General features: G+C 68.6%; 13 protein-coding genes. 9 read left to right on the plus strand and 4 right to left on the minus strand.

Annotated elements, in window-relative coordinates:
* The first annotated feature begins 123 nt into the window (after positions 1-123).
* Positions 124-498: a DsrE family protein gene (locus TVNIR_RS17520; RefSeq protein ID WP_043740884.1), complete on the plus strand. Its 375-nt coding sequence runs from the start codon at positions 124-126 to the stop codon at positions 496-498.
* Between the two features lie 287 nt (positions 499-785).
* On the opposite strand, the gene TVNIR_RS17525 is transcribed toward TVNIR_RS17520, so the two are convergent.
* Both TVNIR_RS17525 and TVNIR_RS17530 read right to left on the minus strand, forming a co-directional pair.
* Positions 786-1,673: a DUF2189 domain-containing protein gene (locus TVNIR_RS17525; protein WP_015260417.1), complete on the minus strand. Its 888-nt coding sequence runs from the start codon at positions 1,671-1,673 to the stop codon at positions 786-788.
* A 445-nt stretch (positions 1,674-2,118) separates the two neighbouring features.
* Positions 2,119-2,355: an anti-sigma factor gene (locus TVNIR_RS17530; protein WP_043739910.1), complete on the minus strand. Its 237-nt coding sequence runs from the start codon at positions 2,353-2,355 to the stop codon at positions 2,119-2,121.
* A 256-nt stretch (positions 2,356-2,611) separates the two neighbouring features.
* Between TVNIR_RS17530 and gmk the strand changes: the two genes are divergently transcribed.
* From gmk to recG, 5 genes are all read left to right on the plus strand, one after another.
* Positions 2,612-3,262 (plus strand): guanylate kinase, encoded by a 651-nt coding sequence (gmk, locus tag TVNIR_RS17535; protein WP_043739911.1) that lies wholly within the window; start codon positions 2,612-2,614, stop codon positions 3,260-3,262.
* A 36-nt stretch (positions 3,263-3,298) separates the two neighbouring features.
* Positions 3,299-3,574 (plus strand): DNA-directed RNA polymerase subunit omega, encoded by a 276-nt coding sequence (gene rpoZ / locus TVNIR_RS17540; protein ID WP_015260420.1) that lies wholly within the window; start codon positions 3,299-3,301, stop codon positions 3,572-3,574.
* 10 nt (positions 3,575-3,584) lie between these two features.
* Positions 3,585-5,756 carry a bifunctional GTP diphosphokinase/guanosine-3',5'-bis pyrophosphate 3'-pyrophosphohydrolase gene (gene spoT, locus TVNIR_RS17545; protein WP_015260421.1) on the plus strand — a complete coding sequence of 724 codons (2,172 nt, stop codon included), beginning with the start codon at positions 3,585-3,587 and terminating at the stop codon, positions 5,754-5,756.
* 82 nt (positions 5,757-5,838) lie between these two features.
* Positions 5,839-6,228, plus strand: a complete 390-nt coding sequence (locus TVNIR_RS17550; RefSeq protein ID WP_015260422.1) for a Rid family detoxifying hydrolase — start codon at positions 5,839-5,841, stop codon at positions 6,226-6,228.
* 23 nt (positions 6,229-6,251) lie between these two features.
* Positions 6,252-8,303, plus strand: coding sequence for an ATP-dependent DNA helicase RecG (recG, locus tag TVNIR_RS17555; protein ID WP_015260423.1), 2,052 nt, complete (start codon positions 6,252-6,254; stop codon positions 8,301-8,303).
* 84 nt (positions 8,304-8,387) lie between these two features.
* Here recG and TVNIR_RS17560 read toward each other — a convergent pair whose 3' ends face one another.
* Both TVNIR_RS17560 and TVNIR_RS17565 read right to left on the minus strand, forming a co-directional pair.
* Positions 8,388-9,293, minus strand: a complete 906-nt coding sequence (locus tag TVNIR_RS17560; protein ID WP_015260424.1) for a lysophospholipid acyltransferase family protein — start codon at positions 9,291-9,293, stop codon at positions 8,388-8,390.
* Positions 9,294-9,321: 28 nt separating this feature from the next.
* Positions 9,322-10,128 (minus strand): tRNA 2-thiocytidine biosynthesis TtcA family protein, encoded by an 807-nt coding sequence (locus TVNIR_RS17565; RefSeq protein ID WP_043740888.1) that lies wholly within the window; start codon positions 10,126-10,128, stop codon positions 9,322-9,324.
* 217 nt (positions 10,129-10,345) lie between these two features.
* Here TVNIR_RS17565 and mnmG point away from each other — a divergent pair, with 217 nt between their 5' ends.
* Genes mnmG through TVNIR_RS17580 form a run of 3 tightly spaced genes read left to right on the plus strand, consistent with a single transcriptional unit; the run spans position 10,346 to position 13,621 of the window.
* Positions 10,346-12,217, plus strand: coding sequence for a tRNA uridine-5-carboxymethylaminomethyl(34) synthesis enzyme MnmG (gene mnmG / locus TVNIR_RS17570; protein ID WP_015260426.1), 1,872 nt, complete (start codon positions 10,346-10,348; stop codon positions 12,215-12,217).
* The gene (rsmG, locus tag TVNIR_RS17575) at positions 12,210-12,836 is read left to right on the plus strand and encodes a 16S rRNA (guanine(527)-N(7))-methyltransferase RsmG (RefSeq protein ID WP_015260427.1); all 627 of its coding nucleotides are present in this window, start codon (positions 12,210-12,212) and stop codon (positions 12,834-12,836) included. The genes mnmG and rsmG overlap by 8 nt, the downstream gene beginning before the upstream one ends.
* A complete protein-coding gene (locus TVNIR_RS17580) occupies positions 12,833-13,621 on the plus strand; it encodes a ParA family protein (RefSeq protein ID WP_015260428.1) in 789 nt (262 codons plus the stop codon). Before rsmG ends, TVNIR_RS17580 begins: the two co-directional genes overlap by 4 nt.
* Positions 13,622-13,643: the final 22 nt, after the last annotated feature.

The raw sequence follows: 13,643 nt of genomic DNA on the forward strand, positions 1-13,643 counted from the left end.
TGCTGCCGTCGTCTTCCGGTCCCGCCATTGCCAGACCGGAGCGTGGGCGTAGGCATCTGCAGATGCGCCGTGGAGGCGATTCGCCGGCGCGTTACCAACACCGAGCAACCGAAGGAGACCGAAATGAAAGCAGCGATCGTGGTGATGTCCGATCCCCAGGCCAACAGCGACGAGGCTCTGGGACGCGTGTTCAACGCCCTCGGGGTGGCCTACGATTTCAAGCAAAACGGTGACGATGTCACCGTGATTTTCCTGGGCGCGGGAACCCGCTGGGCCGCCCAGGTCACCAACGCCGACCACCCGTTGCACCAGTTGTACAAAACGGTGGAGGACAAGGTGGCCGGTGTCTCCGCGACCTGTTCGGATTTCTTCGGTGCCGCCGGTGAAGCGCAGCAGGCCGGTTTCGCAATGCTCAAGGACAATGACGCCCCGGGAACCGCGGGCCTGCCCAGCCTGCGTGCGCTGGCTGCCGACGGTTATCAGGTCATGATCTTCTGAGTGCGCCGCCAACACCCGGCCCGGGTTTCCGGCGACGCCGGCCAGCATGCCAATCGGTACGCTAGCCGCAGCGTGTGCCGGGCCTCGCCGCCGAAGCGTCCAGCCCTCCGGCCCGGGTCGGCCGGTGAGCTGGGCTGCCCCTCCGGCAACTTTCGACATTCCCGTCCTGTGGGCCGATCTTGCGGCGGCGCCAGGAAGCGGCTCAAGCAAACGGGGCCAAGGGCATGGCCCTCGGCCCCGTACACCCGCACCCGAGCGGGCTCGTGGTCATGCGGTCGCGAGGCCGGCTATCCGTGCACGAGAGCGGACGCGTCGCCGGACTTCACCGCATCGTCGCGGCGCACCATGGCTCGATAGCCATGCCACATGGCGAAGCCGAGCCACGGGAAGATCACGATCAGCGCGATGAAGCCCGTCACGAGCGCGGCCGCGAACAGCGCGGTGATGATCAGCCCCCAGAACAGCAGCGGCACGAGGTTACTGCGCAGCGCCCGGAGGCTGGTGGCCACCGCATCCACCAGGCCGCGGCGACGGTCGAGCATTGCCGGGAGAGTGACGACGCTCAAGGCAAATACCGCCAGCGCGAACACGGCCCAGGCGGCCATTGCGCCGATCAGCGAAACGATGCCCTGCGGGGTCGAGAGCATGGCCCAGAGAACGGCGGGAGGCGTTCCAAGGATCGCGGGCGACGCCGCCGGTCCGCCGATCGTGCCAACGTTCATCACGCCGATCCAGAGCCAGACGAAACTGGCCCAGAGCAGGAAGAGCGCCGCGAGACCGGCTGCGAAAATCCACGCCGCGCCGCCCAGTTCCGCGATTGCCCCGAGACCGGTACGGAACCCCGTGCGTTCGCCGCGTTCGAGCCTTCGGGCCAGGTCATTCACGCCGACCGCCAGGACCGGCCCAAGCAGCAGGAAACCGAAGATCAGGGCAACGCCGAGCCAGGGCTGGCCCCAGGTCGCCCAGAGCAGAAACACTCCGGCTGCGCTCACCACCAGACCGTGCAGCAGTGCCACTGGCGCCTGCCACAGGTCGCTCCAGCCGCTACGCAGCCATTGCAGCAGGTCGTCCGGGGCGTTGATCGGATTCACCCCTGGGGTGCCCGACTCGAGTGTCTGCCGCGGACGCACCTCGGCAGGATCGTCGGGATAGAGGAGTTCTTGCATGCGGTTCATAGTGACACCTCCTTGCGCGTGGGAGTACAGCGCGTGGAAACACCGGGACGCGCTCAGGCTATCCCTACTTGTGCGATCAGGATTCCCCCCGCGAGTTCCCGCACCGGATCCGCCTGCGAACGCCGGGACCATCGCGCGGCAACACCGGCACACGCGCTGCCTGAACCGCCATTCACGGTCGCCGCACGCGGCCCGGACCGTGGAAAATCGCACACGCGCTGGCCCCTGGCCGTTTCCGCCCCCGGCGCTCGCGCAAGTGTGCGCCAGCTCCGGCGAGGTCACGCCGGCGCCGTTGACGGCAAAGTCCGCTCTGGATGCTCAATGTTCGACGCGGCGGGGTTTGTGCGCGAAACGCGAATCGGGTCACAGGCCGGATCAATGCATGTCCCGACCGAGCGCTCGCGCAACGCGCTCTCCAACCCCCGCTTGCGTGACCGATGCCGGTCTAGAACCGCCACCAGCGCCAGAAGCGCGGGCCGCAGCTCCGGACCGCCCGGGGAGGCGGCCCCGGCTGGCAGTACGCGAGGCTCACCAGCTCCTTGATCCGGTGGCGGTCGCACACCTCCTGCCCGAGATGACGGTCGTCGGCGATCACGCGCAGGACGTGCAGCCGGTCTTCCGCAGACAGCTGCCGATCGACAAAGGCGTTGAGCATTTCGTCACTGAGCGGTCGTTCGGTCATCGCGATCTCTCTCGGCCATGTCATGGCATTGCGTGCAAGCCTCCCGCCACAGCGTCGCGGGCACCGGCTTGCAGAGCGCCTCCTTGTTCAGACGAAGACGTGGCGCGGGAGCGGGGAATTCCGTTCTGGCACGAGCCGCGCCACCCGAGTGCGCCAACGCGATACGTGCATCGGTTCCGGCACAACCGGATCACAGTGGCCAATGCGGGCACGGGCTGGGTACACTCTGCGCCCGAGTGCCGTTCCGGATCCCGTGATGACCGACCCGAGCCCCCTGCCGCGAGGCACGCTGTACATCGTTTCCGCACCCTCCGGTGCGGGCAAGACCAGCCTTGTGGCTGCGCTTCTTGAGCAGCTCGATCATGTGGCGCTGTCGGTGTCGCACACCACGCGCCGCCCGCGGCCCGGCGAGGTCGAGGGGCAGCACTATCACTTCGTCAGCGCCGAGCGTTTCCTCGACATGATCGAGGCGGGGGAACTGCTGGAACACGCGAAGGTATTCGACAATTTCTACGGTACGTCCAAGGCCGCGGTGACTGCGCAGCTGAAATCCGGACACGACGTGATTCTCGAAATCGACTGGCAGGGAGCGCGCCAGGTACGGACCGCGATCCCGGAATGCCAGTCGATCTTCATCCTGCCGCCTTCACGCGCCGAACTGGAACGCCGCCTCCGTGGACGCGGTCAGGACGATGAGGCGGTGATCCAGCGCCGGCTGCGCGATGCCGAGTCCGACAGCACACACTTCCGCGAGTACGATTACACCGTGGTGAACACCGATTTCGACGAGGCGGTGCGCGATCTCGAGAGCATCTTCCGTGCGAACCGGCTGCGCACCGTCGAGCAGGAGATCCGCTACCGCACGATGATCGGGTCGCTGTTGGCGGGGGGGGCTGCCTCGGCGTAAGATGGGGGGTCCGATCTTTTTCCTCCTGGAGTCGAAATGGCCCGCATCACCGTCGAGGACTGCCTCGAGCACGTCGACAACCGCTTCGAACTGGTTTTGATGGCCGCGCGACGCGCGCGCCATATCTCCCACGGCAAGGACCCGCGGGTGCCGGACGACAACGACAAGCCCACCGTGATCGCATTGCGCGAGATCGCGGAAGGCCTGGTCGGCCCGGAGGTTTTCGACGAGCCGGACGAGCGCCCGCAACCGCAGATGCTGGACTTCAGCACGATCCGGCACTTGGAGCAGCTCGACGCCGACGAGCGTTAGCCCCGAGCCGATGAATTCCGCGCTGCCGACCCTCGTCGGGGCCGCCACCGAACCGTCCACCGACTCCACGCGATTCCTGATCAGCGACCTGTGCGCTGAACTCGAATCCTACCTCGCGCCCGAACAGATCAACGAGGTCTACCGGGCCTACCTGTTCGGGGCCGAGGCGCACGAGGGGCAGACGCGGAAGACCGGGGAACCGTACATTTACCATCCGCTGGCGGTCGCCCGGACCATGGGCGAAATGCGGATGGACCACCGGGCTATCGTGGCCGCGATCCTCCACGACGTGATGGAGGACACCCGGACCAGCAAGGAACGCATCCGCGCGGAGTTTGGCGCCGAAGTTGCGGACCTGGTCGACGGCGTGTCGAAACTGACCCACCTGCAGTTCCAGACCAAGGCCGAGGCGCAGGCCGAGAACTTCCGCAAGATGATGCTGGCGATCACCCGTGACATCCGGGTGATCCTGGTCAAGCTCGCCGACCGCCTGCACAACATGCGCACATTGGGCGTGATGCGGCCGGACAAGCGCCGGAGGATCGCCCGCGAGACGCTGGAGATCTATGCGCCGATCGCCCAGCGGCTCGGCATGAATCGCATGCGCCGGGAACTCGAGCAGCTCGGCTTCGCCGCGCTGTACCCGCGCCGCTTCGCGGTGCTCGACGCGTCGGTGCGGCAAGCACGTGGCCACCGGCGCGAACCGATGCAGAAGATTGAGGCCGCGATTACCCACCGCATGGAAGCCGCCGGGATCGAGGCTCGGATCAGCGGGCGCGAAAAGGGGCTTTACAGCATTTACCGCAAGATGCTGGACAAACGCCAGCCGTTCAAAAAGATCGTCGATGTCTTCGCGGTGCGCATCGTCGTCGCGGACGTCGACACCTGCTACCGCGCGCTGGGCGTCGTGCACAACCTCTACAAGCCGGTACCCGGGCGTTTCAAGGACTACATCGCGATCCCGAAATCGAACGGCTACCAGTCACTGCACACGGTGCTCTTCGGGCCGCACGGCAGCCCGATCGAGATCCAGATCCGCAGCGCGGAGATGGATCGGGTGGCGGAAAGCGGCATCGCGGCGCACTGGCAGTACAAGGCCGGCGATGACCACGCGATGACCGCCCAGAGCCGGGCCCGCGAGTGGCTCAAGGACGTGCTCGAGATCCAGAATAGCGTCGGCAGCTCGATCGAGTTTCTGGAGAACGTCAAGGTCGACCTGTTCCCGGACGAGGTCTATACCTTCACGCCGATGGGCGAGATCATGGTGCTGCCGCGCGGCGCAACCCCGGTGGACTTCGCCTACGCAGTGCACTCGGACGTCGGCAATCACTGTGTCACGGCGCGAATCGACCGCCAGCTTGCGCCGCTTTCGGCGCGGCTGCAGAGCGGCCAGACGGTCGAGATCGTCACTGCCCCGGGCGCGCGCCCAAACCCCGCCTGGCTGTCGTTCGTGGTCACTGGCAAGGCCCGCTCGGGAATCCGTCACTGCTTGAAGTCGCTGCAGTCGGACGAGGCGGCGGCACTGGGCCGGCGCCTGATCGAGAAGGCGCTGGCCACGCTGGGCCAGGGGCTGGGGCAGATCTCGCCGGTGCGAATGGACCAAGTGCTCGACGCGATGAAGATTCCCGACATCGACAGCCTGCTGGTCGAGATCGGCCTCGGCAATCGGATGGCGGCCCTGGTCGCGCGCCAGCTGGTCGGACAGGAACCCGCGCAGGAAGTCTGCGAGGGATCCGGATCGGCACTGGCCGTGAAGGGTACCGAGGGGCTCGTCGTCAACTACGGGCGCTGCTGTTTTCCGATTCCCGGGGATCCGGTGATCGGGATCCTCAGCGCGGGACGCGGGCTGGTGGTCCACCGCGAGGCCTGTCGCAACCTGGGCGAACTCCGCGAGCGCAGCGACAAGACGGTATCGCTCGAATGGTCCAATGAGCCGGGGGCGGAATTCGCGGTTTCGGTGCGCGCCGAGACCGCGAACCGCCGCGGCGCGCTGGCCGAAATGGCGGCGGTGATTGCCGACCATGGCTCGAACATCGAGCACATCTCGTTCAACGAGCGCGACGGCCACTCGACCGCGATGACCTTCACGATCACCGTGCGCGATCGCCGCCACCTCGCCCAGGTCATCCGTTCGCTGCGGCGCCTGAACGACGTGCTGCGAGTCCAGCGCAGCCGGGGATGACCAACCCGCACCGGTACACTGACCCCGGCGCCCGCTTCGGGTATCTTCGCCCTCCAGTCCCAACGGCCCCAAGGAGAGTCCCATGACCCGAACGATCGTCCAGACCGATGCCGCGCCCGCTGCGATCGGCACCTACTCCCAGGCCGTGCGCACCGATGCCACGGTCTACGTTTCGGGCCAGATCCCGCTGGATCCGGCGACGATGGATTTGATCGAGGGCAGCATGGAAGCACAGATACGGCGTGTGCTCGACAACCTGGCCGCGATCGCCACGGCGGCCGGCGGAACGCTGAACGATGTGGCCAAGCTGAACGTCTTCCTGACCGACCTCAGCCATTTCCCGCTGGTGAATCAGGTGATGAGCGAGTATTTCAGCGAGCCCTACCCCGCCCGAGCCGCGATCGGCGTCGCGGCACTGCCCAAGGGAGCCGAGGTCGAGATGGACGCGATCCTGTACCTGCCCCAAGGCTGACCCACGCGAATGGAACGCGTTGAATGGATCTCGACGCACCGCTGACCGCGCTCCGTGGCGTGGGCCCGAAACAGGCAGAGCGACTGGGTCGGCTGGGGCTGGCTCGGACCCATGACCTGTTGCTGCACCTGCCGCTGCGCTTTGAGGACCGCACCCGCCTGACCCCGATCCGCGCGCTGCGTCCCGGGTCCCCGGCGCTGTTCGAGGGCCGGGTAGAAGGAACCGAGGTGGTCAACGGCCGCCGGCGCATGCTGCTCGTACACCTGGGGGACGCAGGCGCGCGCATTTTGCTGCGGTTTTTCCATTTCGGAGAGAGGCAGCAGCGGGCCTTCGGCAACGGGGTGCGTCTGCGCGCCTACGGCGAGATCCGCGGCATGCCGGGACTGCCGGAGTGCGTGCACCCAGAGTACCGCATACTGCGCGGGCAGCCTCCGCCACTGGAGCCCTGCCTGACCCCGGTCTATCCCGCCACCGAAGGCGTATCGCAGCGGCTGCTGCGCGAACTGGTCGGCGCCGCACTGCCCGAAGCGGGCCGTCTGCCCGACCTGCTCCCCGAACTGCGCGAGCGGGACTTGCCCGATCTCGCCGAAGCACTCGAGGCACTGCACCGGCCGCCCCCGAACCGGTCGTTGCCAGCCCATGCGCCGCGCCGCAGCCCGGCGCTGACCCGCCTGGTGCTCGAGGAACTGTGCGCGCACCAGCTGGCGCTGATGCTGCACGCGGGCTCGCGACCGCGCGGGCGCGCGCCGGCACTGCGCCCCGCGGGACAGCTCTGGCGGCAGGTCGTCGCCGAGCTTCCCTTCACGCTGACCGGTGCCCAGCAGCGCACGATCGCCGAGATCCAGACGGATCTGGGTCGGCAGCGGCCGATGAACCGGCTGCTCCAGGGCGACGTCGGATCGGGCAAGACCCTGGTCGCGGTCGCTGCCGCTCTCACCGCGATCGAGACCGGCCACCAGGTCGCGTTCATGGCGCCGACGGAACTGCTCGCGCGCCAGCACCTGCGCAACCTCGCGGCCTGGCTGGAACCGCTGGGCATCGCCATCGCCTGGCTCGGAGGCCGGCAGCGCAAGTCCGAGCGCGAGACACTCTTGTCGGGACTCGCCTCGGGCGAGCGGGCGCTCGCGGTCGGCACCCATGCGCTGTTCCAGGAACAGGTCGCGTTCGCTCGCCTCGGGCTCACGATCATCGACGAGCAGCACCGCTTCGGCGTGCATCAGCGCATGGCGCTGCGCAACAAGGGTGCGAAGCTGCTGCCGCACCAGCTGATCATGACCGCGACGCCGATCCCGCGGACCCTGGCGATGTCGCTGTACGCGGATCTGGACCAGTCGGTGCTCGACGAGCGCCCGCCGGGGCGAACGCCGGTGAAGACCGCACTGATCAGCAGCGAGCGCCGCGACGAGGTCATCGCCCGGATCCGCGTCGCCTGCGGCGACGGCGTGCAGGCCTACTGGGTCTGCCCGCTGATCGAGGACTCCGAAACCCTGGAGGCGGAGGCCGCGGAAACCACCGCCGAACGCCTGCGTGCGGCGCTGCCGGAGCTGCGCGTCGAACGGGTGCACGGCCGGATGAAACCAGCCGAACGCGACGCGGTCATGGACCGTTTCCGCTCTGGCGCGATCGACCTGCTGGTCGCGACCACGGTGATCGAGGTCGGGGTCGACGTTCCCAACGCCAACCTAATGATCATCGAGAACGCCGAACGCATGGGGCTCTCCCAGCTGCACCAGCTGCGCGGACGCGTCGGTCGCGGGCGCCGGGCCAGCGCCTGTGTGCTGCTATACCGGCCGCCGCTCGGCGAAGTCGCAACGGAACGGCTCGAGGCGATGCGCCGGACCGACGATGGCTTCGAGATCGCCGAGGTCGACCTGACGATCCGCGGCCCCGGCGAAATGCTCGGAACGCGCCAGACCGGCGAACGCGGCTATCGAGTGGCGGACTGGGGCCGCGACCAGGATCTGATGGAAGCAGCGACCCGGCTGGCCCGACAGGTGTTCCCCGACCGCCAGCGCACCCAGGCCCTGATCCGCCGCTGGCTCGGATCCGCAGCGCACTACGGCGGCGTCGGCTGACCCGTCGCACGCAGGCGGGAGAGGGGAGAAAAACCCTCCGATGAAGGGCAAGGCCCGTGTCGCTGCACGCAACCGACAGGGTGGTCAGCGATGGTATGGGTCAGGCTGACCTTCCGGCGCGGGGCTGAGACGCTTGTAGGCCCAGTTGTACTGTTCGGGGCACTGGCGCACGAGTGCCTCGACCAGGCGGTTGATCGCTGCGGCCGCGCGTTGCGGTTCAGGGTCCGCGACCTCGGGACCCGCCTCGATCTCGCGGTAGCGGTATCCGGAACCGCGCGGCAGGCGCTCGGCGAACGCGAACACCACGCGATCGCTGCGCCCCCGCAGCAGGCGCGGCAGCAGCGTCATCGTCAGCGCCGGGTGCCCGAAGAACGGCGCATACACGCCGGTAGCGCGGCGCGGGCTCTGGTCCGGCAGCAGGCCGATCATCTCGCCCCGGTCGCGCGCGGCCTGCAGCTGGCGCAGCCCCTCCCGGGTCGCCGGGGCCAGGCTCGCGCCGGTCGAAGCCCGGGCCTCGCGGATCCAGCGGTCGATCTCCTGCTGCCGCAACGGGCTGTAGAGGCTGGTCATCGGGCCATAACTCGCTGCGTGCAGCCCGGCGAATTCCCACGAGCCGAGGTGCGGCGCCACCAGGAACAGCGCCTGCCCCGGCGGGCGCGTGGCCGACAGGTCGCATTCGGTTTTGAACGGGGACAATGCCCGTAGCCGCTCGGGCCCGGCTCGCCAGAGCCAGGGCGCCTCGGTCAGTGCCTTGCCCATTTCCATCATCGAGCGACGCCCGACCCGCCGCCTCCAGGCCGGCGTCTGCTCGGGAAAGCAGAGTTCGAGATTGATCCGCGCGACCCGTGCCATCCGCGTCGGCAGCACCCAGGCGATCCAGCCCAGCGCGCCGCCAAACGCGTGGTTTGCGCGCAGGGGCAGCGCAGCCAGCAGGCGCAGCCCGAGTCCGAGCAGCCGGTCCCGGATCCGCCGCCCGCGCCGGACCGTCACGGGCGGTGCCCCGCCTGGGCCGGGCGCGTCATGCCACGCCCTCCGGACCCGCGCCGCCTGCCGGCGCGGACCGTGACCCCGCGTGCTGCGTTGCCTCCCATGCGTCCGGCAGCCCCTCGCGCATCAGCGGATCGAGCGCCGTGCGCAGGTTGCGGAACAGGCGCGGGTGCTGCGCCTCCTCGCGCGCCAGCAGCGCCTTCATGTGCTCGCGCTGGGTCGGCATCGCGAAGCAGGCGGGACAGTTGTCGGCGATCACAGGCAACCCCGCGGTCCGGGCGAAGTCGCGCGTCTGGCGCTCACGCACGTAGACCAAAGGCCGGATCACCCGCAGGTCACCCGCGTCGATTCGGTAATGCGCCTTCATCGTGCGCAACTGCCCACCGTGAAACGCGCTCATCAGGAAACTCTCGGCAAGGTCGTCCAGGTGCTGGCCGAGCGCGACCACATTGTAGCCACGCTGGCGCGCGGTGCGGTACATCAGGCCGCGTTTCATGCGCGCACAGAACGCGCAGAACGAATCCTTGCCCATGTGCCTGCCGGCCAGGTCCGCGATCGGTTCGGACACGAAGAAATACGGGATACTGAAAGCCCCGAGGTAGTCGCGCAGCCGCCCGGGCTCGAACCCCGGGATCTCGGGATCGATGGTCACCGCACCGACCTCGAAACGCACCGGCGCGCGACGGGCCAGGTCGTGCAGCAGCCACAACAGCGTGAGGGAATCCTTGCCGCCGGACAGGCCGACCAGGATCCGGTCGCCCGAACGAATCATTGCGAAATCCGCGATCGCCCTGCCGGCCAGGCGGCGGAGCGACGCGGGTACGGTGGGTATGCTCATGGCCCGCGAACATACCCGGAAACCCGGGATCGCCGCCAGCCGCCCGCACCGCATACAGGAAAGTCGGGGCACCGGCGCCCATCCCCACTCCCCACCCCCCACTCCCCACCCCCCACTCCCCATCGGAAATCCCCGCCAGGACCAGCAGGGCAATTCAACGTCTTACGCCGCTGCTGCTACACTGTGCGCCGAATCGACCCCGGTATTCCTCGGCACCATGCGCAATCCCTTCGACGTGATCGTGATCGGCGGCGGCCACGCCGGCACCGAAGCCGCGCTCGCGGCCGCGCGCACCGGCGCGCGCACCCTGCTGCTGACCCACAACATCGAGACCATCGGCCAGATGAGCTGCAACCCGGCAATCGGCGGCATCGGCAAGGGTCACCTGGTGCGCGAAATCGACGCGCTCGGCGGCGCGATGGCCGAGGCCGCGGACCGCGCCGGCATCCACTTCCGCGTGCTGAACCGGCGCAAGGGACCGGCGGTGCGCGCAACCCGGGCCCAGGCCGACCGCCAGCGCTACCGGCAGGCGATGCGGCGGATTGTCGACGCCCAGCCGAACCTGCGGATCTTCCAGCAAGCGGTCGCCGACATCCGCATGCAGGGCAACCGCGCGACCGGCGTGGTCACCGAGGCCGGCCTGACCTTCGAGGCGCGGGCGGTCGTCCTGACCGTGGGCACCTTCCTGAACGGCCGCATCCACATCGGCCCCGAAAAGCACCCGGGCGGTCGTGCCGGCGACCCCCCGAGCGTAAGACTCGCGGCGCGGTTGCGCGAAATGGCTTTCGCGGTCGGCCGCCTGAAGACCGGGACACCGCCGCGGATCGACGGACGTACGGTGGATTTCTCCGCGCTCGCACCCCAGCCCGGCGACGAACCCCGGCCGGTGTTCTCGTTCCTCGGCGACCGCGGCCAGCACCCGAGGCAGCGGCTGTGCCACATCGCGCGCACGACCGAGCGAACCCACGACCTGATCCGCGCCAACCTGCACCAAGCTCCGATGTACAGCGGGGAGATCGAGGGCACTGGCCCGCGCTACTGCCCGTCGATCGAGGACAAGGTCGTGCGCTTCGCCGACAAGGCCAGCCACCAGGTGTTCGTGGAGCCCGAGGGACTGGACACCGAGGAGCTGTACCCGAACGGGATTTCCACCAGCCTGCCCTACGCGGTGCAGGTCCAGGTGGTGCAAAGCCTGCCAGGATTCGCCGACGCCCACCTGACCCGCCCGGGCTACGCGATCGAATACGACTACTTCGACCCGCGGGGCCTGTTGCCGTCGCTGGCCACGCGCGACGTTCCGAACCTGTTCTTCGCGGGCCAGATCAATGGCACCACCGGCTATGAGGAGGCCGCCGCACAGGGCCTGATCGCCGGACTGAACGCGGCGCGCGCGGTCCGCGAGGCCCCTCCCTGGACACCCGGTCGCGCCGACGGCTACATCGGCGTGCTGATCGACGACCTGGTGACCCGCGGCACCAACGAGCCCTACCGGATGTTCACCTCGCGCGCCGAGTATCGCCTGCTGCTGCGCGAGGACAATGCCGACCTGCGCCTGACCCCGCGCGGGCGCGAACTGGGCCTGGTCGACGACCGCCGCTGGCAGACCTTCAGCGAACGGGCGCGGGCGATCGAGGCGGAACAGGAGCGCCTTTCGTCGCTGCGCGTCGACCGCGCGCGGCGCGACGATGCGGAACTGACCGAATATCTCGGCGGACGCCCCGAAGACGCAACGCTGATGGACCTGCTGCGCCGACCCCAGGTGGATTTCGAAGGCCTGATGACCCGACTTCCGGAACTTGCAGTGGACATCCCCGACTCGGTGGCCGAACAGGTCGAGATCCAGGCGAAGTACGCGGGCTACATCGAGCGGCAAATGGAAGAGATTCGGCGCCAGGACCGCTTCGAGACCACCGCGCTGCCGGCGGACATCGACTACGAGCGTGTGCACGGCCTGTCCACCGAGATCCGACAGAAGCTGACGAGCTTCCGGCCGCACACGCTTGGACAGGCGCAGCGCATCCCCGGGGTCACACCGGCCGCGCTCTCGGCGCTCGCCGTTCACCTGAAGCAGCACGCTGCCCGTGCCTGAACCAACTGCCGCGGCACTGACCGCGGCCTGTGCGGCGCGGGGCGTCGACCCGGCGTGGATTCCGGGCGTCGTACGCTATCTCGAACTGCTCGAGCGCTGGAACCGGGTGCACAACCTCACCGCCGTAAAGGGTGCGCAGGCAATGCTCGACCGCCACGTCGTCGACAGCCTGACGCTGCTGCCCTGGCTGCACGGCGACCGGGTGCTGGACGTCGGCAGTGGCGCCGGGCTTCCGGGCCTCGTGCTGGCGCTGGCCGACCGGAAACGGGAATACCTGCTGGTGGACGCCGCTGCGAAGCGCGTGCGCTTCCTGAGGGCGGCGATTGCGGCACTCGCGCTGCCGCACGTCACCGCGGTTCACGCACGCATCGAGGACCTGCGGCCGGAGCGCGGTTTTGCTACCGTGGTGTCGCGGGCTTTCGCGGCGCCCCCGGAGTTCGTGCGCCGGGCGGGTCACCGCGTGGAACCCGGCGGGAGGATGCTGGCGATGCTCGGCCAGCCCGGGGCCGCACATACCGCCCTGCCCGAAGGGTGGTCGTATCGCGACATCGTACCGGTTAGCATTCCCGGATCAGCGGCCAGCCGGCACATTGCCATCATCGAGAGAGAAATCGCGTGACTCAGACCTTGGCCATCACGAATCAGAAGGGCGGGGTCGGCAAGACCACCACCTGCGTGAATCTGGCCGCCTCGCTGGTGCGGCTCGGACGGCGGGTGCTGGTGATCGACCTGGATCCTCAAGGCAACGCAACCACGGGTAGCGGGCACGACAAGCACGGTCAGGGCCCGACGAGCTGCGAGCTGCTGCTGGGCGAAGAAACGCTCGCTACCTGTGTCCACCGGGTGGATTCGGGGTTCGATCTGGTGCCGGCCAACGGCGACCTGACCCTGGCCGAGGTACGGCTGATGACGATGGAGCGCCGCGAGTTCCGGCTGCGCGAAATGCTCGAGGCCTCGAGTTCCGACTACCAGCACGTACTCATCGACTGCCCGCCGTCCCTGAACCTGCTGACCGTGAACGCGCTGGTCGCGGCCGACGGCGTACTGATCCCGATGCAGTGCGAGTATTACGCGCTGGAAGGGCTGACCGCACTGATGGGAACGATCGAGAGCATCCAGCGCGGCCCGAACCCCCGGCTGCGCATTGCCGGGCTGCTGCGCACGATGTTCGATCCGCGCAACCGGCTGTCCGGCGAGGTCTCCGATCAACTGCTCGGGCACTTCGGCGAGCGCGTGTTCCGGACCATCGTGCCACGCAACGTCCGCCTTGCCGAGGCGCCGAGCTTCGGTCAGCCGGCCTTGCTGTATGATGCCAGCTCGCGCGGGGCGGTGGCCTATCTGGCACTTGCCGGGGAGATGCTGCGCCGCCCCGGAAGCGGAAGTTCCTCGCCCGCCGGAATCTGACCGGGCCCCGCGGGCGACCTGG

Origin of the sequence: Thioalkalivibrio nitratireducens DSM 14787, from assembly GCF_000321415.2 — a bacterium.
Classification (GTDB): domain Bacteria; phylum Pseudomonadota; class Gammaproteobacteria; order Ectothiorhodospirales; family Ectothiorhodospiraceae; genus Thioalkalivibrio; species Thioalkalivibrio nitratireducens.

What these genes read in the sequence shown, in the direction of transcription:
- TVNIR_RS17520 (WP_043740884.1), top strand. Translation starts at nt 124, where the DNA reads ATGAAAGCAGCGATCGTGGTGATGTCCGATCCCCAGGCCAACAGCGAC.
- TVNIR_RS17565 (WP_043740888.1), bottom strand. Translation starts at nt 10,128, where the DNA reads ATGAGCATACCCACCGTACCCGCGTCGCTCCGCCGCCTGGCCGGCAGG.
- TVNIR_RS17525 (WP_015260417.1), bottom strand. Translation starts at nt 1,673, where the DNA reads ATGAACCGCATGCAAGAACTCCTCTATCCCGACGATCCTGCCGAGGTG.
- mnmG (WP_015260426.1), top strand. Translation starts at nt 10,346, where the DNA reads ATGCGCAATCCCTTCGACGTGATCGTGATCGGCGGCGGCCACGCCGGC.
- TVNIR_RS17530 (WP_043739910.1), bottom strand. Translation starts at nt 2,355, where the DNA reads ATGACCGAACGACCGCTCAGTGACGAAATGCTCAACGCCTTTGTCGAT.
- gmk (WP_043739911.1), top strand. Translation starts at nt 2,612, where the DNA reads ATGACCGACCCGAGCCCCCTGCCGCGAGGCACGCTGTACATCGTTTCC.
- spoT (WP_015260421.1), top strand. Translation starts at nt 3,585, where the DNA reads ATGAATTCCGCGCTGCCGACCCTCGTCGGGGCCGCCACCGAACCGTCC.
- rpoZ (WP_015260420.1), top strand. Translation starts at nt 3,299, where the DNA reads ATGGCCCGCATCACCGTCGAGGACTGCCTCGAGCACGTCGACAACCGC.
- TVNIR_RS17550 (WP_015260422.1), top strand. Translation starts at nt 5,839, where the DNA reads ATGACCCGAACGATCGTCCAGACCGATGCCGCGCCCGCTGCGATCGGC.
- recG (WP_015260423.1), top strand. Translation starts at nt 6,252, where the DNA reads ATGGATCTCGACGCACCGCTGACCGCGCTCCGTGGCGTGGGCCCGAAA.